Source organism: Bacillus thuringiensis, assembly GCF_001455345.1.
Classification (GTDB): domain Bacteria; phylum Bacillota; class Bacilli; order Bacillales; family Bacillaceae_G; genus Bacillus_A; species Bacillus_A thuringiensis_N.
Genome location: NZ_CP013274.1, coordinates 2,205,066 through 2,227,563, shown reverse-complemented (window position 1 = coordinate 2,227,563; position 22,498 = coordinate 2,205,066). Strand labels below are relative to the sequence as shown.

Below are 22,498 nucleotides of genomic sequence, written 5' to 3'. Positions count from 1 at the left end.
TCTTTCTTCCCCCTATTTTTCATTAAGTGAACTATCTCTTAACCCTAAAGCTTTTAACATTGTTTGGAACTTAGCCGATGTTTCTGCTAACTCATCTTCTGGTATTGACTCAGCAACAACTCCAGCTCCTGCATATAAACGAAGTGTATTTTCTTGTACTTCAGCACAACGAATTGTAACAATCCATTCTCCATCTCCATTTAAATCGCTCCATCCTAGCATGCCTGTAAAGAATTCACGGTCAAATGGCTCAATTTTTTGAATCGCCTCTCTCGCTTCTTCCATCGGCGTTCCGCAAACTGCTGGCGTAGGGTGAAGAGCAATTGCTAATTCCAAAGAAGTAGTATTCGGATCCTTTAGTTCACCTTTCACTTCAGTAGATAAATGCCACATCGCTTCACTATGAATAACGGATGGCTTTTCCGGAACATGTAATGTATGACAGTACGGACGAAGCGCTGCAGCAACTGCTTCTACTACTACCGCATGTTCATGTAAATCTTTTGAGGAAGAAAGTAATTCCTCTACCCTTCTCTTATCTTCCACTGGGTCATCACTACGTGGTCTTGAACCAGCTAACGGATTAGAAGTAACTTGCATACCATTACGTGAAACGAGTAATTCAGGGCTTGCTCCAATTAACGTTTTACTATTCTCGTTTTCATCCCTCGGTAAATTCACAGCAAATGTATAGCCGTGCTTATTATGCTCTGCTAATTCTCGAAGAAGTTTTTGCTTATCAATCTTTTCGGAAGATTTAACATCTAACGATCTGGATAGAACGATTTTCTTTAAATCCCCGTACTGTATTTTTTCAATTCCTTGCTTCACACCATTCATATACACTTCAGGATCTGGCATTGGCGTCATTTCGAATGTTACGTTCTCATTTGTTTCAAGCTGATTTGTTGTATCCAATTGTAAACGCTCAGAAATTCTGCTATATTCTGGTACGATAAGTTGAACTTCTTTTCTACGATCAAATGGCAAGGCACCTACAACGATAGGATTCGGATTTCCGGCTTGTTTTGCATTACGTAACACTGCTTGTACAAGCTCTGGGAAACTTTCAATTTCATGATGCTTTACTGTAGTAAACTCTCCTTCTGCTAATATCGTTCGAGTTGGTGAAGCGAAAAAGAAAGAAGATTCAGTCTTATAATCTTCTAATAATTTTTCTGACAGTTCCTTTACAGCCGTAAATTCATTCATAGTATAGTAACCCCCTAATTTTTTATTAAACTCCTAATGTAGCTCCGCCATCGACACATAAATTGTGCATTGTAATATGACTCGCTTTATCTGAAGCTAAAAACAATACTGCTTCAGCAATTTCTGAAGGCTGTGCAATTTTTTGTAACGGTATACCGAGTCTATATGTACTTTGAGAACCAGCAATTATATTTTTTGCCCCATTCTCATCAGCCCATAGTAACCTTTGCATTTCAGTTTCAGTAGAACCCGGAGAAACTAGGTTACAGCGAATGTTGTACGCTGCAAGTTCTAATCCTAAACATTTCATAAACATCGTCGTAGCAGCTTTTGATGCAGCATATGCAGCCATCTCCACTCTCGGTGTATTTGCTGCATTTGAACCAACTGTAACAATTGCCCCTGACTTTCTTTGCATCATATGTTTGCTTACTGCTCGGGACATGTAGAAAACTCCTGTAGAATTTACAGAAAATGTTTTATTCCAATCTTCATCACTTAACGAGTGAATCGCTCCCATACGTAAAACCCCTGCAACATTTACTAATATATCTATTGGCGCTATATCATTTGCAATATGATTTATCATGTCTTCAACAGCAGCACTATCACTTACATCTAAACGAAATGTTTTCATACGTGTTTTATTTAATTCATTTTGTTTTAAGAGTACTTGTAACCTCTCTTCATTTTGATCAACCGCAATAACTGTAGCTCCTCTTTCTAAAAACATTTTGGCAACAACACTACCTATTCCTTGGGCTGCACCTGTTACTAAAACAGTTTTCCCATCAAATTCCCCTAAGTTCATTTCCTCTATCCTTTCATTTAAAAATTAATCTAATTAAACAAATGATAATTAAAGTGATAATGATTATCATTATCGATGTTAAAAATAATACACTTACTAAACTAATTGGTCAAGTGTACTTTTCATCAAAATATTATTCATTGATAATGTTTTTCATTTAATATTCTTACACCGAAATGATAATCTTTCTCAATAAACTTGTCAACCTATTTTTATTTTTCAGATAAAACACTTTAGTAATTTTTAATACAATTACATCTAAAAGTATTAATAAGCACTTACATTAATACTATAATTCATACTCCTCTTTGTAAAAATTGAAGAAGATAAACTATAGATACGTTTATTTATAATGCTTTATGAAAAACTCAAGTATATACTTTCTCAATATTTTTCTGAAAATATATCTTGCAATTATCAATGTATGTCTTGTTAATAATTTAAGATTTAATATGTATTTCGAATATAATATACCATTTTTATATTTCAATATAATCCAAATAACAATTTCACTCACTTTTTTGTCTCAATAAACCTAAAAAATTATATAACCCCCTTAAAATAATTCAAAAAAAGCACCCTATTTAACAGGATGCTTTTTCATAATCATAGTGTTATAGAAGATTTATATACTTATGCTACGCTGCGATACTCTTCTTCTTGTTCTTTTTTCTGTTTAGGTGCTTGAATTAAAATTGCGATAATGAATGACACGACACATAATACGCCAATCACCATGAAGGTTGGTTTGAATCCACCTAGAAGTGCACCGATAAAGGAACCTGCAAGCGCTCCGAATCCAAATCCTTGATACACAATTCCGTAATTCTTACTATGGTTTTTCATACCGAAGAAATCACCAACAATAGCTGGGAAAATAGTGATATTTCCACCAAAGCAAAACGCTACACTTGCTACACATACGAAGTAAATACCATAATTTAAATCTACAAAACTTAGAACTAATACTGAACTCGCCATAACAACAAAAGTACCAGTAACGATTTTCAAACGACCAATTTTATCTGATAAAGGTCCTAGAATAATACGACCTAGAGTGTTGAATATTGCAACCATAGCCACCGCATTAGCTGCTGTCGCTGCGCTAAGCCCTACAAGTTGAACACCAATATCTTTTACCATACCAATTAAGTATAAGCCACTCATACATGATGTAAATAACATGATGAATAATAAGTATACTTGTTTTGTGCCTAACATTTCTTTCGTTGTATATTCATGAGTTTTTGTTTCCTGAACTGCACCTTGATCAGCAGCTTGATGGATTAAACAAGCTCCAAGAACAATCATAGCTGTAACAATTAAACCCCAATATATAAATGCTTGTGATACACCAACTGATTCAATTAACTGTGCGTTAACGTATTTAAAGATTAAGCTACCAGAACCATATGCAGAGACAGAAATACCAGCAATTAAACCTTTACGCTCTGGAAACCACTTTATTAAATTTGATAGTGAAGTGATATATGCTGTACCATCTGCATATCCTACAACAACTCCTGCAAGTACATAAAGCAATAGTAATGAGGAAGCTTGTGAACTAAGTATTAATCCTAGTCCTAATGCTAGTCCAGCTATCATAATAAGTTTACGAAGTCCCCATTTTTCTTGCAATTTACTCGCAAATAAAGTTGAAAATGCTAAAGAAAGACTAGTAATTGAGAAAGTTATTGCAACTGCGTTAAGACTCCAACCGTATTTACTAACTAAAGGCTGATTGAATAAACTCCATGTGTATATCGTCCCAAGTCCCATTTGTACTATGACTGTGCCAAGGACAACAAGCCATGGATTAACAGCTGATTTTTTCATACCTTTCCGCCTCCTCTTTCTATTTCAATGCTTTTCGCTAAGTCTTGTTTTTTTATGTTCATTTTGGTCACCTCTTTTGATTTAACACCTTCATTGTATAAGATGTTTCCGCTTATGTAAGCACTTACAAGACAGAGCGTCAAAAACATGGAATCAGTTACAAAAAACGAAGGACGAAATACAAAAAACTACTGATTAAATACGTAAGTAGCTTTTATAATGGTTAGCTTCAATGGGGCTTACAACTGTTTTATCATCTTCTTTTATAAAAATTATGTCTCATTTTATACCATTGCTAGATTGTAAAAATTTAAGTTTCCGATACAAACAGAAAATTTTTTTCACACTACGATGTACTTTATTTAAAAAAAGCACAAATATTTTTTTGATAAATAAAACTAAATATTCACTAATATACCTATACGTGGTTTAATATATATAATAAAAAATATTTCTGTCTTTAATGAGGAGGTACTATGAAAGCAAACGTAGGGGATACTATACTTTTTCAACGAAATAATTTAAAGATTACGGGATCTGTACTAAAACTTTATACTGAATCGGTCTTAGTTGAAATTACAAATGTAAGCGGTGGTACTTTTGAATTTGATCGAACAATTGTAAATCATAAAAACTATAAAATTTTAAATACGAGTACATAATACAACACAAAATAGCCGCTGCTTACCAGCAGCGGCTATTTTATATGAAAATACTTCATTAGTTTATATATCCTAATACACTTACAATCTTACTCGCTTTTAAATTGTTAATGTGATAATAAATTTCTAAACCTCTTCTCTCAGCTCGTAACACTTTACCCTTCATTTTTGATAAATGTTGCGAAACAGTCGATTGCGGAATATTCAGTAATTCTGTTAGTTGTGTTACGTTACAAGTTTTTCTCGTACTTAATTCATTTACAATTTGTAAGCGGATTGGGTGCGCCATAATTTTTAAAATATCTACATCTTCTTCTGAAACTAAACTTTTTCTCATTTCACTCGTATATGTTGTCATAAGACATTCCCCTTTTATATGAATTCCTTTTATTTAGATCTATTTCCAAAATATTTAAAACTCCGATGTGAAACCTTTATATAAAAATAATAGAATTTTAAATTTTTAAAAACAGAAATACATTTAATTCACTTTATTTATTTGGTACATATACATAATACAATGTTAATATGTGCTCTATGTGAAGTTAGCATAAATTTATAGTGAAGATTTTTCAAACAATTCACCTCTAACTACATACTCCCTCCTAACACTATCCAGTGATTTTAACATATTTTAGGCGTTTGTATATACTATTTACAAAATAAATGTTGTTTAGGGGGAACTCAAATGCCTACAATGTTACAAGAAGAAGTTGAAGAGGCGCGCGAAACGTATGTCAGTCGTATCATATTAGTCAGTGGATCAGCTTTATTTTTAGTAGGTGGTGTTATATCAGCGATTTCAGCTTTTAAAGCTTATAATCGTTTGGAGAATACTCCGCCTTCTACAGATAAATCATAGGTGAATTATCTAATTCTGAATAACAAATAAATGCCGCCTCTATAAAGAGGCGGCATTTATTGTATCATAAGTTCTATACTAAAAAATCGCAAACAATATAAATTACAATTGAACTTACTTCACCACAAACCTAGTCTCACTACATCCATCCTTCTGCTTTGTTACTTCTAATACAGCTGGCATTGCGTTTTTCAGCTCTTGAACGTGCGAAATAACACCGATAAATCGGCCTGATTTTTGTAAGTCAATTAAGGCGTCAACTGCTTTTGTTAATGATTCCTCATCTAATGAACCAAAACCTTCATCGATAAACATCGTTTCGATGGAGATACCACCTTCATATGCTTGAATGACATCCGCCATTCCAAGCGCTAAACAAAGTGATGCATTAAATTTCTCGCCGCCAGATAATGTTTTTACATCGCGTGTTTGGCCCGTATAAGCGTCATATACATCTAAGCCTAATCCACTTTGACGATTTCTCTTTTCTACTCGTTCACTTCGTTTTAAATAAAATTGTCCATTTGATAATTTACGTAATCGTTCGTTTGCAATTTGAACAATTTGTTCTAAATACTCTATTAAGATGTAACGTTCAAATGATATACGACTTTCGTTATCACCCTTCATTACTTCATATAAATCAACAAGTTCTTGGAAAGCTTTTTCTTCCTCATGAATTTGCTCATCAATACGTTTAATATTTTCATGTAAATCAGAAATATATGTTACCGCATTTTGCGCACGTTGACGTTTTTCTTTAATGATATCAAGATTAATTTCTAGTTCTTGTATGTGTTCACCTAACACTGTAATATCCATATACTCTTTATCTTTTACTTCAGCATGTAACTCTTCAATTTGTTTCGCAAGTACTTCAAGAGATGAGTAATAGCTTTGAATTTCTTTTTGTATTAATTCCATCTCAGCATCACTTAATTTAGCTTCTTTATACGTAGATTGATTTGTAAATCCGCTCTGCTCAAGTTCTTTCATAAAGCGCGTGAAAGTCTCTTCTTTCTTCAATTTTGCACTTTCAAATTGATTAATAGCACCTTCCTGTTCTGCTTGAATACGTATATTTTCGTTTTGCCAATGTTGATACGCTTCCTGCACTTTTTTCCATTCGTCCTCCATTAATCTGAGTTCATGCATAGCTTGATCAAATTGAACTTTCCAAGCTTGGACTGTCTGTAAGTTTTCAGGAATGTTTTTCTTATCATGTTCATATGACGTACGAAGCTGCATACAATCCATTTCGATACGGTGCTGCTCTGTTTCTACCTCACGTTTTTGTTTTTGAAGTGCATCTACTTTTTCTTCTACGCTTTTTATTTTCACAGCTGTTTGCTTACGCGTTTCTTCACTTGCCTTTAACGTATTCACTTCAGTTGCTAATTGTTTTCCCTTGTGAACAAGTGCACTATATGTTTCATCTAATTTCTCTGAGCGATAGCCTCGCTTCTTAACCTCTACTATTATCTGTTCATATTGAAGGTGATAGAAATTCCATTTCTCATCTAACTGAACATGTAATTTTTCAGCAAGATTCTTCTTGTCTCTTAAATCATTTAACTCTTTTTCATCGATCGCATCACTTTGCTCTGTAGCTTTTTTCGGATGGTTCGTACTACCACATACTGGACAAGATTCGCCATCATGTAGATGAAGAGCCAATATACCAGCTTGTTCACTTAACCAGCGACGTTCCATATTCTCATATGCACGAACTGCCTCTTGCATCTTAGTAAATGCAGTTTCTTTTTCTTTTTCGAATTTTTGTTTTTCTTGCCATACATCATATGCTTGCTTTAAAACTTTTGCATCTTCTCGCATATTCGTTAGTTCTTCTACTTTAGCTACATATTGTTCAAGCGCTCGCTCTAATTGCTGTAATTCACTAGACATTAGCTGTTTTTGATTTGTATGCTCTTCTAATTGTCGATCAAAGTTTTGCATACTTTCTTTTAATTTTCCTATTTGAATTTCTGCATTTTGTAAATTCAACTGTTTCTCAGCTAACGATGCAATAATCGATTGTAACTCTTCTAATCTTTGAACAAGTTTTTTTGCATCTTCTCTCTCAGGTTCTTTATTCTTTACTGCTTCATATTTCCCCTGAACAAGTTCAAAATTACTCAGTATATTTTCTTTTTTGGCGATAATTTGTTTTAACAAACTTTCAGCCTTCTGCTCATTTTGCATCGCTTCTTCGTACCATTGTTCAAATGGTAATAGGCGCTTCGCTTGTTCCGCACGCTTAAAAGATGCTTCTTTCATTTCAATAACTGTACGATTTTCTTGTAAAGTATTATATTTCTCATTCTTTTGTTGTAAATCTATAAACTTCTCATTTACAGACTTCGCTGCGTGAAAACGTGTTTCAGCATCCTTTAATTGCTTCGTTTGAACATCTTGTTCTACTTGTAATTGCTCAACTTCCGCCTTATACACAGCTGTTTCTTGTTCTAATGCTTCTACTACTTGATGCGTATTTACATGCTCTTGTTCCACTAATGTCTCTAATAATGCTCCATCTCGGATAGGTAATTTAAAAACATTACGAAAATGTAGCTCTCGCTCTTTTTGTTTTTCTTGTAAGACGTCTTTCCATTGTTTTCGTTTTTGATCAAGTAACTCTCGCATTAACTTATAACGATCTGTTTTAAAAATACGACGCAAAATTTCTTCTTTGTTTTCAGTCTCAGATGTTAATAGTTTTCGGAATTCCCCTTGCGGTAACATAACAATTTGACTAAATTGATGTTTACTTAAACCAATTAAATCTTCTACTTTTTTATTTACATCCGTTACATGGAAACGATCAACGGCCGGAACCTTTTCTTCATCAATTACTTCATATAATTCTACTGCATGTCCCGTGATCGTCTTGTTCCCTTGTTTTTTATGTCCCAGTTGTCGTTTTATTTCATAGCGTTTCCCTTTTAGCTGAAAGGTTAATTCTACGCTTGTATACACATTATCATCAGCAAATTGACTGCGAAGCATGCTCGTATCACTACGTTCTTCTCCGCTTGCCTCACCATATAACACATAACAAATCGCATCAAAAATCGTAGTCTTTCCAGCTCCAGTATTCCCAGAAATGGCGAAAATACGATGCTCTCCGAGGTCATCAAAATCAATTACTTCTTTCTGTTTATATGGCCCAAATGCCGTCATAATTAGTTGAATCGGTCTCATCCTCGTTCACCTTCCCGTTCTTGCACTGTTTGTAATACTTCTACAAATAGACGCTCTTTCTCTTCTGATAAATCTAAGCCTTTCATTTCTTTATAAAAAGCTTTTAAAAGAGATAAATCATCTGTTTTATGTCTTGAAACAGTTACTTCATTTGACTCTGTGAACTCTCGTCTTTGAATGGATCTTTCAACATGCATTGCATTTGGATATACAGAACGTATTTTTTCCATTGGCTGCAAGACAGGATTTTCATCTAATAATTTTACAAACACGTAATCTTCACTTACTGGATGTTGTAATAATTCATCTATTTTCGCTTCTACTGTTCGCATTTTGCGACGTGGTGTAAGTAACCTTTTTTCAATTATTGCTTCCCCTGTTTCGTCCAGTTCCACGATATAATAACCTTTTTTATGTTTTTCTTCAGAAATAGAATACGCAAGTGGCGAACCTGAATATCGAATTGTCTCATTACGTACGAAATGCGCTTGATGTAAATGTCCAAGCGCTGTGTAATGAAACTTATCAAAATAATGACTATTTACGTATTCAGCACCCCCAATTGAAAGTGGTCGTTCTGCATCACTTGTATTCTCCTCCGCTTCTCCCGCAGAAGTTACAAATGCATGACCAACAAATACATGTCTAGCTTCTTTATCCATCGTTTCAGAAAGCTCATTCATAAAAATACGCATCGCATCATCATGAGAACGTACGTCTTCGTTTTTCAATACATGTCTAACTATACTTGGATCTGCATATGGAACGAGATGGAAGTGAACCTCGCCAAATCCATCATTTAATATAATTGGTTCATATGGGAATTGAAATTGTCCCACAATAAATAATCCTTGTTTCTTCATTAAACTACTTCCAAAATGAATACGATCCGGACTATCATGGTTTCCTGCAACCGCAATAACTGGTGTTTGTAAATCAATCACTATTTTTTGCAGCACATCATTTAATAAGTCTACTGCTTCTGTAGGTGGAATTGCTCGGTCGTATAAATCCCCTGCAATAATTACGGCATCTGGTTTTTCTTCTTCAACAGCTTGTACAAACTGATCTAATACAATCTTTTGATCTTCAGTCATATACACGCCATGAACAAGCTTTCCTAAATGCCAATCCGCTGTATGAAATAACTTCATGGTTTCCTGCTCCTTTTAATTTACTGATTTTAGTGATACAAGTTGATAATTAATTGTAGTTTTTCCGTTTTCCCACTCTAACTTTTGTATCATTGCACTACCGATTCTTTCTTCATTTGATTTATATAAAGGTAATATTTCTTGAACTGTAAATAAGTGATAACCATCCAATTTCAATTGAAATATGTTTTCTTCTATATGTAATCTTACTTCTTTTTCATTTGAAATAATTTTTGTGTGCATCTCAAATTTCATGATAGATACAACCCCTTTTTCTAATCTCTCTCTACATATTAATAGTATATTGGCTATGCAAGATTGACAAGTAAATACACGGCAAAGTACACACTTTTCTATTGCTATATGTTTTTTTATTTTTATATACAATACGGTATGTGAAATTTTATTCATTTCACAAATAAAAATGTCTACTGCGACATCTTTATTTTTGGATGAAGTCTTTCATTACATAATATAAAACTGTAATGAAAACAATCGCTACAAAAAATGAAAATACTGCGACAATGTACCCATCCTTATTTAATAGAATGCAAAAAGAAAGAGATATGATAAAAATCGGAAATACAAGCCGTACTTTATCCTTCACTTCCTCTGTCGTATCTGTATGATGAAAATACTGAGTTATCCCTATTATTAAAGAAGACAAAATAATCACCGACAATAGTAAAGGTACTGGCATTCCGATTTCTCCTTTCTCTATTTCTAATGAAAAGCAATTTCCCTTTCATTTTAATCACTTCAAATACTCTTTTTAAAGTGATTATGTACAATTTACACATATATAATAGCGTGTTTATCATGGTAAATTCAAATAATTACAATTACAGTAATGTTGTAATATTCATTTTCAACCTCCAAAATCCTGCAAATATAACTCGTCAAAATATGCAGTGGACAAATTAACATGTACCGTCAACATTTGACAAAATTTATAAAGGACATTTCAGTACGTATCAAGAATTAAGAATAAGAAGATATATAAGGGAGGATGAATTATGACTGAACACGTTTTATTTTCTGTTAGTGAAAACGGCGTTGCATCAATTACTTTAAACCGCCCAAAAGCACTTAATTCTTTATCCTATGACATGTTACAACCAATTGGGCAAAAACTGAAAGAGTGGGAAAATGATGAGCGAATTGCGCTTATCGTATTAAAAGGAGCTGGCACAAAAGGTTTTTGTGCAGGCGGAGACATTAAAACTCTTTATGAAGCGCGTTCAAATGCAGTTGCATTGCAACATGCGGAACGTTTTTTTGAAGAAGAGTATGAAATTGATACATATATTTATCAATATAAAAAACCAATCATCGCTTGTTTAGATGGAATTGTAATGGGTGGTGGTGTCGGTCTTACAAATGGTGCGAAATATCGTATTGTAACTGAGCGTACGAAATGGGCAATGCCAGAGATGAATATCGGCTTCTTCCCAGACGTCGGTGCTGCTTATTTCTTAAATAAAGCTCCAGGGTTTGCTGGCCGATATGTTGCTTTAACAGCATCTATTTTAAAAGCTTCTGACGTATTATTTATAAACGCTGCTGATTACTTTATGACATCTGATGTATTACCAAATTTCCTTACTGAACTTGAAAGTGTAAATTGGCATAAAGAAGACGATGTACATACTAATTTAAAAGAAGTCATTCGTACATTTGCAACTACTTCAAAATTAGAAAGCGAGCTTGCTCCTTCATTAGAAGAAATTAATTCACATTTCGCTTTCGATACAATTGAAGAAATCATCCATTCATTGGAGAAAGATCAAAGTTCCTTTGCTTTAAAAACGAAAGAAACACTATTATCAAAATCTCCTATTTCACTAAAAGTAACATTAAAACAGTTTATTGATGGACAAGATAAGTCCGTTGAAGAATGTTTCGCTACTGACCTGGTACTTGCTAAGAATTTCATGAGACATGAAGATTTCTTTGAAGGAGTACGATCCGTTGTTGTTGATAAGGATCAAAATCCGAATTATAAATATAAGCAGTTAAGTGATGTTTCAGAAGAAGATGTAAATCGGTTCTTTAACTTACTTAACGCATAAAGTGAAACTAATAATAAGTGGGATTCATCGCCCACTTATTATTACCCCTTACCAATCGTCCGTTCATGCGGGATTAAGAGGCTATACAGTAGTGGAATTCCACTACTGTATAGCCTCTTTATCATTTAATATTTTTTAATAAAATTTAATTTTATTAAATCAAAATGTGTGCTACACTAATTTTAATCAAATATTCTAAAAATAAAAAAGGAGGAGCGACTATGATTGAAAATTTTTTTCTTTTCATCATTATGTCTATTTGTCTTATTATTTTACCCGGTCCTGATACTGCAATGGCTACAAAAAATACATTAGTTGCCGGTAAAGTCGGTGGGGTGAAAACAGTGTTCGGTACATGTGTTGCACTTTTGATTCATACTTTAGCAGCAGTAATCGGACTTTCCGCACTTATTGTAAAGTCAGCGCTTTTATTTTCTATTTTCAAGTACGTTGGAGCTCTATATTTAATTTATATTGGCATTAAAGCCCTTTTAGCAGTTAGAAACAAAGAAGGCATTGATACGAACGATATATCTTTGAATAATGAAAATGAGCATACTTCTTGCTTTCGCCAAGGATTTCTTACAAATTTATTAAACCCTAAAATTGCAGTCTTCTTTTTAACCTTTTTACCGCAATTTTTAAATCCAAATCATAATACGTTTATCCAACTTCTCGTAATGGGCCTTACTTATCTCTTTTTAACAGTTATTTGGTTCGCTTTTTATATATTTTTAATTGATAAAATTAGTGCTTTTATGAGGAAACCAAAGACGCAACGTTATATTCAAGGTTTAACTGGAATCGTCTTAATTGGTTTTGGCATTAAACTAGCTTTTGAAAAAAGTAATTAACAAGACGAAAAACACCACATCTTTAGAGTGGTGTTTTTTCATTTAATAACCGTCTGACTTTCTACTCTTTATTAAAACCAGCGCTCAGTTACAACTTTTTTACGTGTATAGAATTGAACGCCATCTGTACCATTTGTGCCTAAATCACCAAAGAATGAAGCTTTGTTTCCTGCAAATGCGAAGAATGCCATTGGTGCTGGAACGTTTACGTTTACACCAATCATACCAGCATCAATGTTATCGCGGAAAGTTTGTGCATGTTTACCATTTGACGTATAAATAACCGCACCATTTGCAAATTTAGATTGATTTGTTAGTTTAATACCTTCTTCTAAATCTTTAACTCTTACGATGCTTAATACTGGAGCAAAAATTTCATCTTGCCAAATTTTCATTTCTTGATTTACGCCATCAAAGATTGTCGCACCTACAAAGTAACCTTCTCCAACTTCTTCCTTAATTTTGCGGCCATCTACTAATAATGTTGCTCCATCTACTACACCGCTATTAATATAGCCTAATACACGCTCTTTATGAGATTCACGAATTAATGGTCCAACATAATTATCTTCGTGGAAACCATCACCAACTTTTAACTTCTTCGTCTCTGCTACTAGTACGTCGATGAATTCATCTGCAATTTCATCAACTACTGCTACTACTGAACATGCCATGCAGCGCTCTCCGCTACTTGCGAATGCAGATCCAATTACACCTTGCACCGTTTTCTCAAGATTGCAATCTGGCAGTACAATCGCATGGTTTTTCGCACCAGCCAACGCTTGTACACGTTTCCCGTGTTTCGTACCTGTTTCATATACGTAACGAGCAACCGGCTCAGATCCAACGAACGAAACAGCTTGAATATCTTTATTTTCTAAAATGCTATTTACAACATCTTTTCCGCCTTGTACTAAGTTTAATACCCCTTTTGGAAAACCAGCTTCATAGAATAACTCTACAAGTCGTTCTGCTAAAAGTGGTGTTCTTTCAGATGTTTTTAATACGAATGTATTACCACAAGCAATTGCAAGTGGGAACATCCATAATGGAATCATCATCGGGAAGTTAAATGGCGTAATTCCAGCAACAACTCCGATTGGGTAGCGCCAAATTGAACCATCAATGCCGCTAGCAATATTCGGAAGTGCTTGTCCCATCATTAAATTTGGTGCTGATGTTGCAAGTTCTACCGCTTCAATACCACGTTGTACTTCACCAGTTGCATCCGTTAATGTTTTACCATTTTCTAGCGTAATGATTTTTGCAAGCTCTTCTTTGTTTTCTTGTAAAAGCTGTAAATATTTATACAATTGTCTTGAACGATTTGGAACTGGTACTTTAGACCATGTTTCGTATGCTGCTTTTGCTGCTTCAACAGCTTTTTCAACATCTTCTTTCGGAGATAGCGGAACGTAAGCGATAATTTTTCCAGTCGCCGGATTCGGAACTGCTTCTACTTCTGTACCAGTAGATTCTACCCACTCACCATTAATATGATTTTTTACTCGTTTAATTTCAGTTGTAATCATTATATTCTCTCCTTTTTTATGATGTTTATTAATCTATTATTTTTGATTAGAAATTAATTGTTCACTAACTTTCTTATATAAAGCAGCCATATCGTTTTCACCATACCCAGCTTCACTTGCTTCTTCATATACGTTTAATAGCATTTCGCTTATTGGTAAGTGAAGTTCGCTTTCTTTTGCTAAATCTACTGCAAATCCCAAATCTTTCTTCAATAAATTCACAGTAAATCCTGGCTCGTAGTTTTCTGATGCAATAAAACTTTTATAATTGCGCTCATAAATTCTACTTTGGCCGTAACTTACATTTAAAATATCAAACATTTTATCCAAATCCATATTGTTCTTTTTCGCTAATGTTAAAGCTTCACTCACACCAGCTGTATAAAAACCTATTAATAGGTTATTAATTAATTTAACAGTTGTACCACTATCAATTTGCTCACTAACATGGAAAATATTCGCTCCTAGTACGCTCATGATAGATTCCGTTTTATCATATACCTCTTTTGATCCACCAACCATAAACGTTAATGTACGATTTTCGGCTCCAATTACCCCACCACTAACAGGTGCTGCTAAAAAGTCTACTTTCTTTTCCTTTGCAGCTTCCTCTAACTGTTTGTTTAACTGTGGAGATACAGTACTTGTATCAATTAAAACTACATTCGTGTGACTATTTTCAAATAATCCTTCTTGTCCAAAATATACTGCTTCAACAGCCCGAGGTGAAGGTAAACTTGTAAAAATTACATCGCATGTTTCTGCTAGTTTTGAGATTGATAAGCCAATAATTCCTCCTTCTTTTTCAAAGGAAGCTTCAGCATCTTTATTTAAATCCACACCATATACTGTGTAATTAGATTTAACTAAATTTTTAGACAATGGAAGACCCATGTTACCTAAACCGATAAAACCAATCTTTTTCATATCGCTTTCCTCCTATTTACACAATATACTTTCCGCGATTTATAATAGCTTTCGCAATTTCTCTCTTTTTTGTAAATACGTTCGTGTATAAAGGCACTAATAATTGACGAATTTCAGTTAAAATCACGTGTCTATCTTGTTCTTCTATGACAGCCGCTGAAAGTATAGAAATCGCCGCTTCTTCTACTTTGCGATAGCCTTCTTCACAAATAACGTCAGTTATCATTTGTTTCGTACGTTCTTTCTCTTCACCATTTTTACTAATTGCTTTACTCGTACGTAAAAATGCTGATTCCATGACGTACACGTCCGTTAACATATTTGATAATACACGTGAATATTCTTGCTCTTGATCAATTTTTAATCCTGGAGTTTTAGAGAGCGTTTTCAAAGATTGTTTCAACAATTTTTTCGCTAATAAAATGTAACGATGATTTCCTTCTACATTCGCTAAATCAATTTCTACTTCAGTATCTTCTATTTGCTCGATTTGCTTCATTAACATTTTGGCAACTGTTAATCTATTAATTTCGTTCGTTCCTTCAAAAATACGACTAATTCTTGCATCACGATATAATCGTTCTACCTCGTACTCTTGCATATAACCGTAACCGCCATGAATTTGTACAGCTTCATCTACGATATAAGCAAGTGTTTCAGAAGCGTTCACTTTATTCAGTGCACATTCAATTGCAAATTGAGACATTTTCTTCATAAGATCCTCATCACTCTCATGAATTGCTTCATCAATTACACCTGCTGTACGATACGCTGCACTTTCTGCTCCATATGTAGCAATAATCATATTTGCAATTTTCTCTTGAATCATCGTAAAATCTACTAATTCTGTTTGGAACTGTTTTCGTTCTTTTCCATATTGAACTGACAATCCAATTGCTTGTTTTGCCGTTCCAATATTTCCAAAAGCAAGCTTTAGTCTAGCGAAGTTAAGAATATTAAGAGCTACGTGATGCCCCTTCCCAACTTCCCCTAAAACATTTTCAGCAGGTATTACTACATCTTCTAAAATAAGTGTTGCCGTTGAAGAACCTTTAATCCCCATTTTCTTTTCTTCTAGTCCAATGGATACACCTTCACATGTTCTTTCGACAATAAAAGCTGTCATTCCTTTATTTGTCTTCGCAAAAACAACGTATACATCTGCCATATGAGCATTTGTAATCCACTGCTTCTCACCATTTAACTTCCAAGCAGTACCATCTTCATTCAATACTGCGCTCGTTTTTGCACTTAATGCATCAGAACCGGCATTTGGCTCTGTTAAAGCATAAGCACCAATCCATTCTCCTGATGCAATTTTCGGCAAATACTTTTCTTTTTGTTCTTTCGTTCCATAATATATGTAAGGCAATGTACCTACACCAGCATGTATATTAAATGAAACACTAAATGCACCAGCGTATCCCATTTTTTCTGCTACAAGTCCTGAAACTGCCTTTCCTAATTCGAATCCGCCATATTCTTCTGGGACCTCGATACTTAATAATCCAAGTTCTCCAGCTTTCTCAAATAATTGACGAGAAACTTTATAGTTATGTTGTTCAATATTCTCCATTTGTGGAACAATTTCTTGTTTAACAAATTGTTCTGTCGTTTTTGCAATTAAATCTTCATCTCCTGAAAAATCTTCTGGCGTAAAGAAAGCATGATTCATATCTTTATTAAGTGAAAAAAATTCATCCCACGGTAACTTCGTTTTCTCCATCTGAATCCCCCTATCATTTCGGCCTTACTTGCTACTACATATGCTCGTCTACGATGAGTGGAATATCTTATTTTTGAAAACAGAAGGCGATGAATTTTCACATCAAGCAGTTCGTTTTGCCAAAGATGTATTCTCATCGCCTTAGTTGTTTTATCTATTGATCCTCTGATAATACTGTTTTTGCAATTCCAGTATCTAGTTCTTCAAAGTCATGATATGAAATTGTTTCATATAACTCACTTCTCGTTTGCATATTTGAAAGTGCATCTTTTTGAGAACCGGTTTCCTTAATTAAAGTAAACACATTTTCATACGCTTTCGCTGCAACACGAAGTGAAGTTACAGGATAAATAACCATTTGGAAGCCCATATTCGCAAATTCCTCTGCACTATAATACGGCGTTTTCCCGAACTCAGTCATATTCGCAAGTAAAGGTGCATTTACTTTACTAGTAAATAGACGGAACTCCTCTTCCGATTGAAGCGCTTCAGGGAATATCGCATCTGCACCTGCTTTTACATAGGCGTTCGCTCTTTCAATCGCTTCATCCAAGCCTTCTACGCCGCGAGCATCTGTGCGCGCTACAATATATAAGCTTGGTGCAACTTCTTTAATCGCTTTAATCTTTTGAACTAATTCTTCTGTCGTAACAAGTTTCTTACCATTTAAATGTCCACATTTTTTTGGTAATTGTTGATCTTCAATTTGAACAGCTGCTACTTTTGCTTCCAACATTTCTACCGCTGTTCTCGCTACGTTTAGGACACCACCAAATCCAGTATCAATGTCAACAAGAACTGGTAAATCTGTAGCTCTTACCAAATCTCTTGCTCTCTCTGCTACTTCAGTAGACGTCACGATTCCTAAATCTGGTAGCCCTTTACTTGCAGTATAAGCAGCTCCCGATAAATAAAGAGCTGAAAAACCTGTATTTTTCGCAACAAGAGCTGCCATTGCATCATGAGCACCTGGAATTTGTAAAATTTCATTTGCTTCTACTAAAGCTCGGAAGCGATTCGCAAGCTCTTCTTGTGTTGACTGTTTATCCACAACCCAAGCCATTTTAGATTCCCCCTATTATTAAATTAAGAATAAATCTACAAATTCGTTTACATTCATATTTTCTAGTTTTTCTTCATTTAAACAAACTTCATGAATTTGTTCTTGTTGCTTATTAGAATAATGACCTGCCATATTCGCAGTGAATTTTTGAACAACTTTTGGAATCGCTTCGTCTCTACGGAAACGGTGACCAAGTGGATATTCGCATTCTACGCTCTCTGTTACAGTGCCATCCTTGAAATGAACTTGAACAGCATTGGCGATTGAGCGCTTGTTCGGGTCAAGGTAATCTAAACTGTACTGTTTGTTTTCAACAACAACCATCTTATTACGTAATTCATCTACACGTGGATCATTTGCTACTGCATCCTCGTAATCGTCCGCAACGATATCTCCTTTTAATAAACCAATTGCCGTAATGTATTGTAAGCAATGATCACGATCAGCTGGGTTATTTAATGGACCTTCTTTATCAATAATACGAATTGCTGATTCATGAGTTGTAATTGTAATACGGTCAATTTCATCTAATCTTTCTTTAATTTCTGGATGTAATTTCACAGCACATTCTGCAGCTGTTTGTGCATGGAATTCTGCTGGATATGAAACTTTAAATAATACATTTTCCATTACATAAGACTCTAATGGTCTAGCTAATTTTAATTCTTGTTTATTGAATAACACATCTTGGAATCCCCATCCTGGTGCAGATAATGCTGTAGGGTAACCCATTTCACCTTTTAGAGCAGTCATTGCAAGATGAACACCGCGGCTCGTTGCGTCACCTGCTGCCCATGATTTACGTGATCCAGTATTTGGAGCATGACGATATGTACGAAGACTAGAATTATCAATCCACGCATGTGATAATGCATTAAAGATTTCTTCACGTGTTCCACCAAGCATTTTCGCAACTACAGCAGTTGTTGCTACTTTTACATATAATACGTGGTCAAGACCAACACGGTTTAAGCTGTTTTCTAAAGCGAGTACACCTTGAATTTCATGAGCTTTAATCATCATTTCTAATACTTCACGTACTTTTAACGGTTCTTTTCCTTCTGAAATACGAACTCGGCTCATATAATCTGCAACTGCTAAAATTCCGCCTAAGTTATCAGATGGATGTCCCCATTCTGCTGCAAGCCAAGTATCGTTATAGTCTAACCAACGGATCATACATCCAATATTGAATGCACCTTTCACTGGATCTAGTACGTAAGATGTTCCTGGCACACGTGTACCGTTTGGCACGATTGTTCCTGGTACAACTGGTCCTAATAATTTCGTACACTCTGGGTATTGAAGTGCTAAAATTCCGCATCCAAGTGTATCTAATAATACATAGCGAGCAGTACTAAATGCTTCTGCACTAGTAACCTCTTTATTTAATACATAATCCGTAATTTCTTCTAATAATGCATCTTTTTGTTTAATTTCATTTGTTTTAATCATGCTAATCTTCCCTTTCTGTCGAAAATTCGTTATTATTAATGATGGGTGTCGGTCAAACACCCATCTGGCGGGCGGCGCTAACAACTCCCCAGTTGTTCTTATTTACTAAGCACATGTCGCTCGCCAATATAATTTACACGCGGACGGAACAATCGATTATTTGCATGTTGCTCAATCACGTGCGCACATAGTCCTACTGTTCTAGAGCTAAAGAAGATTGGTGTGTAAAGTTGGATTGGAATACCAAGCATCCAATATACTGGAGCTGCATAATAATCAAGGTTTGGATAAATTCCTTTTTCCTTCTCCATAATCTTTTCTCCAGCTTCACACATTTCATATAGTGTATAATCACCTTTGACATCACATAACTGCTTTAAAGCTTCCTTCATCATTAAAGCTCTTGGATCCATTTTCTTCATATAAACACGGTGTCCAAAGCCCATAATTTTTTCTTTGTTATATAATTTCTTCTGTAACAACTCTTCAAACTTCTCAACATTACCAGCTTCTAAAAGCATGTACATAACCGCTTCATTTGCACCGCCATGTAAGCTTCCTTTTAGTGATGCAACCGCACCTGTTAAAGCACCATATAAGTCGGATTGCGTTGATGCAATAACGCGCGCTGTAAATGTAGAATTTGGCATTTCATGTTCACTATATAAAACAAGGGAACGATCAAAGATCTTCTCCTCAAGTTCCGTTGGTTTTTTACCTGTTAACATATAGAAGAAATTCGCGCTATATGATAATTCCTTAAGAGGTTCGATTGGGTCTTCATTATTTAAAATATGATAGCTATTCGCTACAATGTTTGGTACTTTACTTAACAGCTTGTACCCACGGCTTTTGTTTACTTCTAATGAACGGTTTTCGATATCATTATCATAACCAGCTAATGCGGACACACCTGTACGCAATCCATCCATAGGGTGCGTTTCTTTCGGTAATGCCTTTAATACGTTGAATACACCTTCTGGTACCGCATATTCTTCTTTTAATTTGTTTTCAAGTGTTGCTTTTTCATCTTCATTCGGTAGATGTTCTTCCAATAAAAGGTGCACAATGTCTAAATACTCTTTTGTTTTTGAGAGTTCGATTAAATCATACCCTTGAATTACAATTTCACCTTTCACTGTGTCAAGAAACGAGATCTTCGTCTCCGCTGCCACTATACCATCTAATCCCGGGGAAAATTTTTCTTCAGCTTTCATCATTATTTCCTCCAATCCTAATAGATCTTCGTGCACATAACTTGTAAGCCTTTACAATACTGTGAAACTACATTTCTATTTCAATGTATCAGAGTTTTTAGAAGATTTCAATTTATTTTATAATGATAAGTTTCCTATACTTTTATCGATGTAACAATACAATTTTTCAAAAATAATTTTCATATTTTATAAAGAAAGGACAGACTTCTCTCTATCTATCTTTAAAACAAAATATAAAGTTGATTCATATAATCCTATTAAATATATCTATTTTATAATTCCTTTTACTAAATAAAAAAAACGAACTGTAAACATATACAGCTCGTTTTTTGCATTATACTTATTTCACTATTCTCTAAATATAATTTTCATATACAATTTATTTATTTTTAATAAAGTTATTATTTTACGTAATTAAATTGAATTTCTTCTGTTCCCTCATGATAACCTACAACTAAATCATAGTTTTGAAAGTACCAAAGATCATCAACATCCACAAAAAATAGAATGTCTTCTTTCTCAACTGACACGATTCCCCCATCTGGTTTCTCCGCAACAATCCCTAAAGAATAGCCAGGCTGAATCGAGCTATCTCCTCCGTATCTTACATTAAACCGTATAGATTCACCATGCTTTATACGTAACTCTTCTTTAAACCATTGTAGAGCTTTATGATCAATTGAAATTTTCATCTTTGTTCCTCCAGTTTACGCAAATTCTTTTTTACTTAATCGTTGTTTTACAAGAACGACAAAAATAATTAAAGCAATTAATCCTGAAATTGCACTACCCGCAAATAAAATACGGTAACCAAACATTTGCGAAACAAATCCAAGTAAAATTGCCCCCAATCCAATTCCTAAATCAAATGCAGTAAAAAATGAAGCGTTAGCAACCCCTCTTTTACTCGGATCAACTATTGTAAGCATCGCCGCCTGCAAAGCTGGTTGTGCTGAGCCAAATCCAATACCGTATAATATCGCTGCAATCATTACACCCGTCAAACCATTTGAAAGAGTTAATATAACGATAGCTAAAATAGTAATGCATAATGCTGGGAGTATGATGAATACTTCTCCAAATTTATCTAATAATTTCCCTGAAATTGGTCTTATAATTGTTAATGCAACTGCATATACAAGAAAGAATGTCCCAGGATTCACATCAATTGATGATGCAAATAGCGGTAAAAACGTCGTAATCCCTCCATAGGCAAATGATAAAAAGAAAACGACAATCGTAATGGATAAAACGGATTTTTCAAACAATTGTATTTTCCCTTTTTCTTTTTGTGGTGTAAATGGCATTTTCGTCATTAACGATAATACGACTGCCATAAAGGATAAAAGAGTTGCTAACAAGAAAAGGCCTTGAAATGAATAATTTTGTACAACCGATAATCCAATCATCGGGCCGATTGCCATTGCAATTGTCATAGCCATCCCATACCAACCCATACCTTCACCACGGCGTGAATCTGGAATCATATCAGTTATTGCTGTTCCAACAGCTGTTGTAGAAACAGCCCATGTTACTCCGTGAATAACTCGTAAAACAGCTAAAAGGACAATAGTCGACGCTAAATTATAAGAATACATCGTTAACCCAAAAAAGATGAGTCCGAAAATAATAAAAGATCTTCTACCATATCGATCTAACATCCCTCCAATAACCGGTCGTATTACAACTGCAGCTATTGTAAACATTCCCATCATAAGTCCAACTTGTGATTCATTGCCACCTATCTCTTTAATAAAGAGCGGGAGCGTTGGAACAAGTAAATAAAATCCTGTAAATAAAAATAACATTGCGAAAGTCATTTGAATAAATGATTTCGTCCATAATCGTTCCATTAGAATTCCTCCATAAACACGTAAGTTATTGCAATTAATACCTCCATTTTACAGCTTC

20 protein-coding genes are annotated in these 22,498 nt (G+C 34.6%); 4 read left to right on the top strand and 16 right to left on the bottom strand.

Translation table 11 applies throughout. From position 1 onward, the window contains the following. Positions 1-12: 12 nt before the first annotated feature. The 3 genes from dhbC to ATN06_RS11660 all read right to left on the bottom strand — a co-directional run bounded on the left by dhbC (position 13) and on the right by ATN06_RS11660 (position 3,859). Complete coding sequence (gene dhbC, locus ATN06_RS11670; protein ID WP_060630767.1) at positions 13-1,212, bottom strand: isochorismate synthase DhbC; 1,200 nt, start codon at positions 1,210-1,212, stop codon at positions 13-15. Positions 1,213-1,237: 25 nt separating this feature from the next. Beyond that, a complete protein-coding gene (gene dhbA, locus ATN06_RS11665; RefSeq protein ID WP_029438189.1) occupies positions 1,238-2,023 on the bottom strand; it encodes a 2,3-dihydro-2,3-dihydroxybenzoate dehydrogenase in 786 nt (261 codons plus the stop codon). A gap of 633 nt (positions 2,024-2,656) precedes the next feature. Beyond that, complete coding sequence (locus ATN06_RS11660; protein ID WP_060630766.1) at positions 2,657-3,859, bottom strand: L-lactate MFS transporter; 1,203 nt, start codon at positions 3,857-3,859, stop codon at positions 2,657-2,659. A gap of 476 nt (positions 3,860-4,335) precedes the next feature. Between ATN06_RS11660 and ATN06_RS11650 the strand changes: the two genes are divergently transcribed. Beyond that, the gene (locus ATN06_RS11650) at positions 4,336-4,521 is read left to right on the top strand and encodes a YkvS family protein (protein ID WP_060630764.1); all 186 of its coding nucleotides are present in this window, start codon (positions 4,336-4,338) and stop codon (positions 4,519-4,521) included. 58 nt (positions 4,522-4,579) lie between these two features. Here the strand turns inward: ATN06_RS11650 and ATN06_RS11645 are convergent, their stop codons facing one another. Then, on the bottom strand, positions 4,580-4,879 hold the full coding sequence (locus tag ATN06_RS11645) for an ArsR/SmtB family transcription factor (protein ID WP_000214798.1): 300 nt from the start codon (positions 4,877-4,879) through the stop codon (positions 4,580-4,582). Between the two features lie 330 nt (positions 4,880-5,209). On the opposite strand from ATN06_RS11645, the gene ATN06_RS11640 reads away from it, so the two are divergent. Then, positions 5,210-5,383, top strand: a complete 174-nt coding sequence (locus ATN06_RS11640; protein WP_060630763.1) for a hypothetical protein — start codon at positions 5,210-5,212, stop codon at positions 5,381-5,383. A gap of 114 nt (positions 5,384-5,497) precedes the next feature. Here ATN06_RS11640 and ATN06_RS11635 read toward each other — a convergent pair whose 3' ends face one another. From ATN06_RS11635 to ATN06_RS11620, 4 genes are all read right to left on the bottom strand, one after another. Beyond that, positions 5,498-8,587: an AAA family ATPase gene (locus tag ATN06_RS11635; protein WP_060630762.1), complete on the bottom strand. Its 3,090-nt coding sequence runs from the start codon at positions 8,585-8,587 to the stop codon at positions 5,498-5,500. Continuing rightward, positions 8,584-9,741 (bottom strand): exonuclease SbcCD subunit D, encoded by a 1,158-nt coding sequence (locus ATN06_RS11630; protein ID WP_060630761.1) that lies wholly within the window; start codon positions 9,739-9,741, stop codon positions 8,584-8,586. Before ATN06_RS11630 ends, ATN06_RS11635 begins: the two co-directional genes overlap by 4 nt. A 15-nt stretch (positions 9,742-9,756) precedes the next feature. Beyond that, positions 9,757-9,996 (bottom strand): DUF2584 family protein, encoded by a 240-nt coding sequence (locus tag ATN06_RS11625; RefSeq protein WP_000667347.1) that lies wholly within the window; start codon positions 9,994-9,996, stop codon positions 9,757-9,759. A gap of 187 nt (positions 9,997-10,183) precedes the next feature. Beyond that, entirely contained in the window at positions 10,184-10,441 is a 258-nt protein-coding gene (locus tag ATN06_RS11620; RefSeq protein ID WP_060630760.1) for a hypothetical protein, read from the bottom strand. A 316-nt stretch (positions 10,442-10,757) separates the two neighbouring features. Here ATN06_RS11620 and ATN06_RS11615 point away from each other — a divergent pair, with 316 nt between their 5' ends. Beyond that, positions 10,758-11,813, top strand: coding sequence for an enoyl-CoA hydratase/isomerase family protein (locus tag ATN06_RS11615; protein ID WP_060630759.1), 1,056 nt, complete (start codon positions 10,758-10,760; stop codon positions 11,811-11,813). 221 nt (positions 11,814-12,034) lie between these two features. After that, positions 12,035-12,667, top strand: coding sequence for a LysE family translocator (locus ATN06_RS11610; RefSeq protein ID WP_060630758.1), 633 nt, complete (start codon positions 12,035-12,037; stop codon positions 12,665-12,667). Between the two features lie 71 nt (positions 12,668-12,738). Here ATN06_RS11610 and ATN06_RS11605 read toward each other — a convergent pair whose 3' ends face one another. From ATN06_RS11605 to ATN06_RS11570, 8 genes are all read right to left on the bottom strand, one after another. Next, positions 12,739-14,199 (bottom strand): CoA-acylating methylmalonate-semialdehyde dehydrogenase, encoded by a 1,461-nt coding sequence (locus tag ATN06_RS11605; protein ID WP_060630757.1) that lies wholly within the window; start codon positions 14,197-14,199, stop codon positions 12,739-12,741. Between the two features lie 36 nt (positions 14,200-14,235). Further along, positions 14,236-15,126 carry an NAD(P)-dependent oxidoreductase gene (locus tag ATN06_RS11600; RefSeq protein ID WP_060630756.1) on the bottom strand — a complete coding sequence of 297 codons (891 nt, stop codon included), beginning with the start codon at positions 15,124-15,126 and terminating at the stop codon, positions 14,236-14,238. A 16-nt stretch (positions 15,127-15,142) separates the two neighbouring features. Beyond that, the gene (locus ATN06_RS11595) at positions 15,143-16,852 is read right to left on the bottom strand and encodes an acyl-CoA dehydrogenase family protein (RefSeq protein WP_060630755.1); all 1,710 of its coding nucleotides are present in this window, start codon (positions 16,850-16,852) and stop codon (positions 15,143-15,145) included. Between the two features lie 154 nt (positions 16,853-17,006). After that, positions 17,007-17,915 carry a methylisocitrate lyase gene (prpB, locus tag ATN06_RS11590; RefSeq protein WP_060630754.1) on the bottom strand — a complete coding sequence of 303 codons (909 nt, stop codon included), beginning with the start codon at positions 17,913-17,915 and terminating at the stop codon, positions 17,007-17,009. A gap of 18 nt (positions 17,916-17,933) precedes the next feature. Beyond that, positions 17,934-19,370, bottom strand: a complete 1,437-nt coding sequence (gene prpD, locus ATN06_RS11585) for a 2-methylcitrate dehydratase (RefSeq protein ID WP_060630753.1) — start codon at positions 19,368-19,370, stop codon at positions 17,934-17,936. Positions 19,371-19,468: 98 nt separating this feature from the next. Beyond that, positions 19,469-20,590 (bottom strand): citrate synthase, encoded by a 1,122-nt coding sequence (gene mmgD / locus ATN06_RS11580; RefSeq protein WP_060630752.1) that lies wholly within the window; start codon positions 20,588-20,590, stop codon positions 19,469-19,471. A gap of 398 nt (positions 20,591-20,988) precedes the next feature. Next, a complete protein-coding gene (locus tag ATN06_RS11575; protein ID WP_060630751.1) occupies positions 20,989-21,279 on the bottom strand; it encodes a HesB/YadR/YfhF family protein in 291 nt (96 codons plus the stop codon). A gap of 15 nt (positions 21,280-21,294) precedes the next feature. Next, positions 21,295-22,440, bottom strand: a complete 1,146-nt coding sequence (locus ATN06_RS11570; protein WP_060630750.1) for an MFS transporter — start codon at positions 22,438-22,440, stop codon at positions 21,295-21,297. Between the last annotated feature and the right edge of the window lie 58 nt (positions 22,441-22,498).

Coding starts and splice junctions, on each gene's coding strand:
- dhbC (WP_060630767.1), bottom strand. CDS start 1,212: ATGAATGAATTTACGGCTGTAAAGGAACTGTCAGAAAAATTATTAGAA.
- dhbA (WP_029438189.1), bottom strand. CDS start 2,023: ATGAACTTAGGGGAATTTGATGGGAAAACTGTTTTAGTAACAGGTGCA.
- ATN06_RS11660 (WP_060630766.1), bottom strand. CDS start 3,859: ATGAAAAAATCAGCTGTTAATCCATGGCTTGTTGTCCTTGGCACAGTC.
- ATN06_RS11650 (WP_060630764.1), top strand. CDS start 4,336: ATGAAAGCAAACGTAGGGGATACTATACTTTTTCAACGAAATAATTTA.
- ATN06_RS11645 (WP_000214798.1), bottom strand. CDS start 4,879: ATGACAACATATACGAGTGAAATGAGAAAAAGTTTAGTTTCAGAAGAA.
- ATN06_RS11640 (WP_060630763.1), top strand. CDS start 5,210: ATGCCTACAATGTTACAAGAAGAAGTTGAAGAGGCGCGCGAAACGTAT.
- ATN06_RS11635 (WP_060630762.1), bottom strand. CDS start 8,587: ATGAGACCGATTCAACTAATTATGACGGCATTTGGGCCATATAAACAG.
- ATN06_RS11630 (WP_060630761.1), bottom strand. CDS start 9,741: ATGAAGTTATTTCATACAGCGGATTGGCATTTAGGAAAGCTTGTTCAT.
- ATN06_RS11625 (WP_000667347.1), bottom strand. CDS start 9,996: ATGAAATTTGAGATGCACACAAAAATTATTTCAAATGAAAAAGAAGTA.
- ATN06_RS11620 (WP_060630760.1), bottom strand. CDS start 10,441: ATGCCAGTACCTTTACTATTGTCGGTGATTATTTTGTCTTCTTTAATA.
- ATN06_RS11615 (WP_060630759.1), top strand. CDS start 10,758: ATGACTGAACACGTTTTATTTTCTGTTAGTGAAAACGGCGTTGCATCA.
- ATN06_RS11610 (WP_060630758.1), top strand. CDS start 12,035: ATGATTGAAAATTTTTTTCTTTTCATCATTATGTCTATTTGTCTTATT.
- ATN06_RS11605 (WP_060630757.1), bottom strand. CDS start 14,199: ATGATTACAACTGAAATTAAACGAGTAAAAAATCATATTAATGGTGAG.
- ATN06_RS11600 (WP_060630756.1), bottom strand. CDS start 15,126: ATGAAAAAGATTGGTTTTATCGGTTTAGGTAACATGGGTCTTCCATTG.
- ATN06_RS11595 (WP_060630755.1), bottom strand. CDS start 16,852: ATGGAGAAAACGAAGTTACCGTGGGATGAATTTTTTTCACTTAATAAA.
- prpB (WP_060630754.1), bottom strand. CDS start 17,915: ATGGCTTGGGTTGTGGATAAACAGTCAACACAAGAAGAGCTTGCGAAT.
- prpD (WP_060630753.1), bottom strand. CDS start 19,370: ATGATTAAAACAAATGAAATTAAACAAAAAGATGCATTATTAGAAGAA.
- mmgD (WP_060630752.1), bottom strand. CDS start 20,590: ATGATGAAAGCTGAAGAAAAATTTTCCCCGGGATTAGATGGTATAGTG.
- ATN06_RS11575 (WP_060630751.1), bottom strand. CDS start 21,279: ATGAAAATTTCAATTGATCATAAAGCTCTACAATGGTTTAAAGAAGAG.
- ATN06_RS11570 (WP_060630750.1), bottom strand. CDS start 22,440: ATGGAACGATTATGGACGAAATCATTTATTCAAATGACTTTCGCAATG.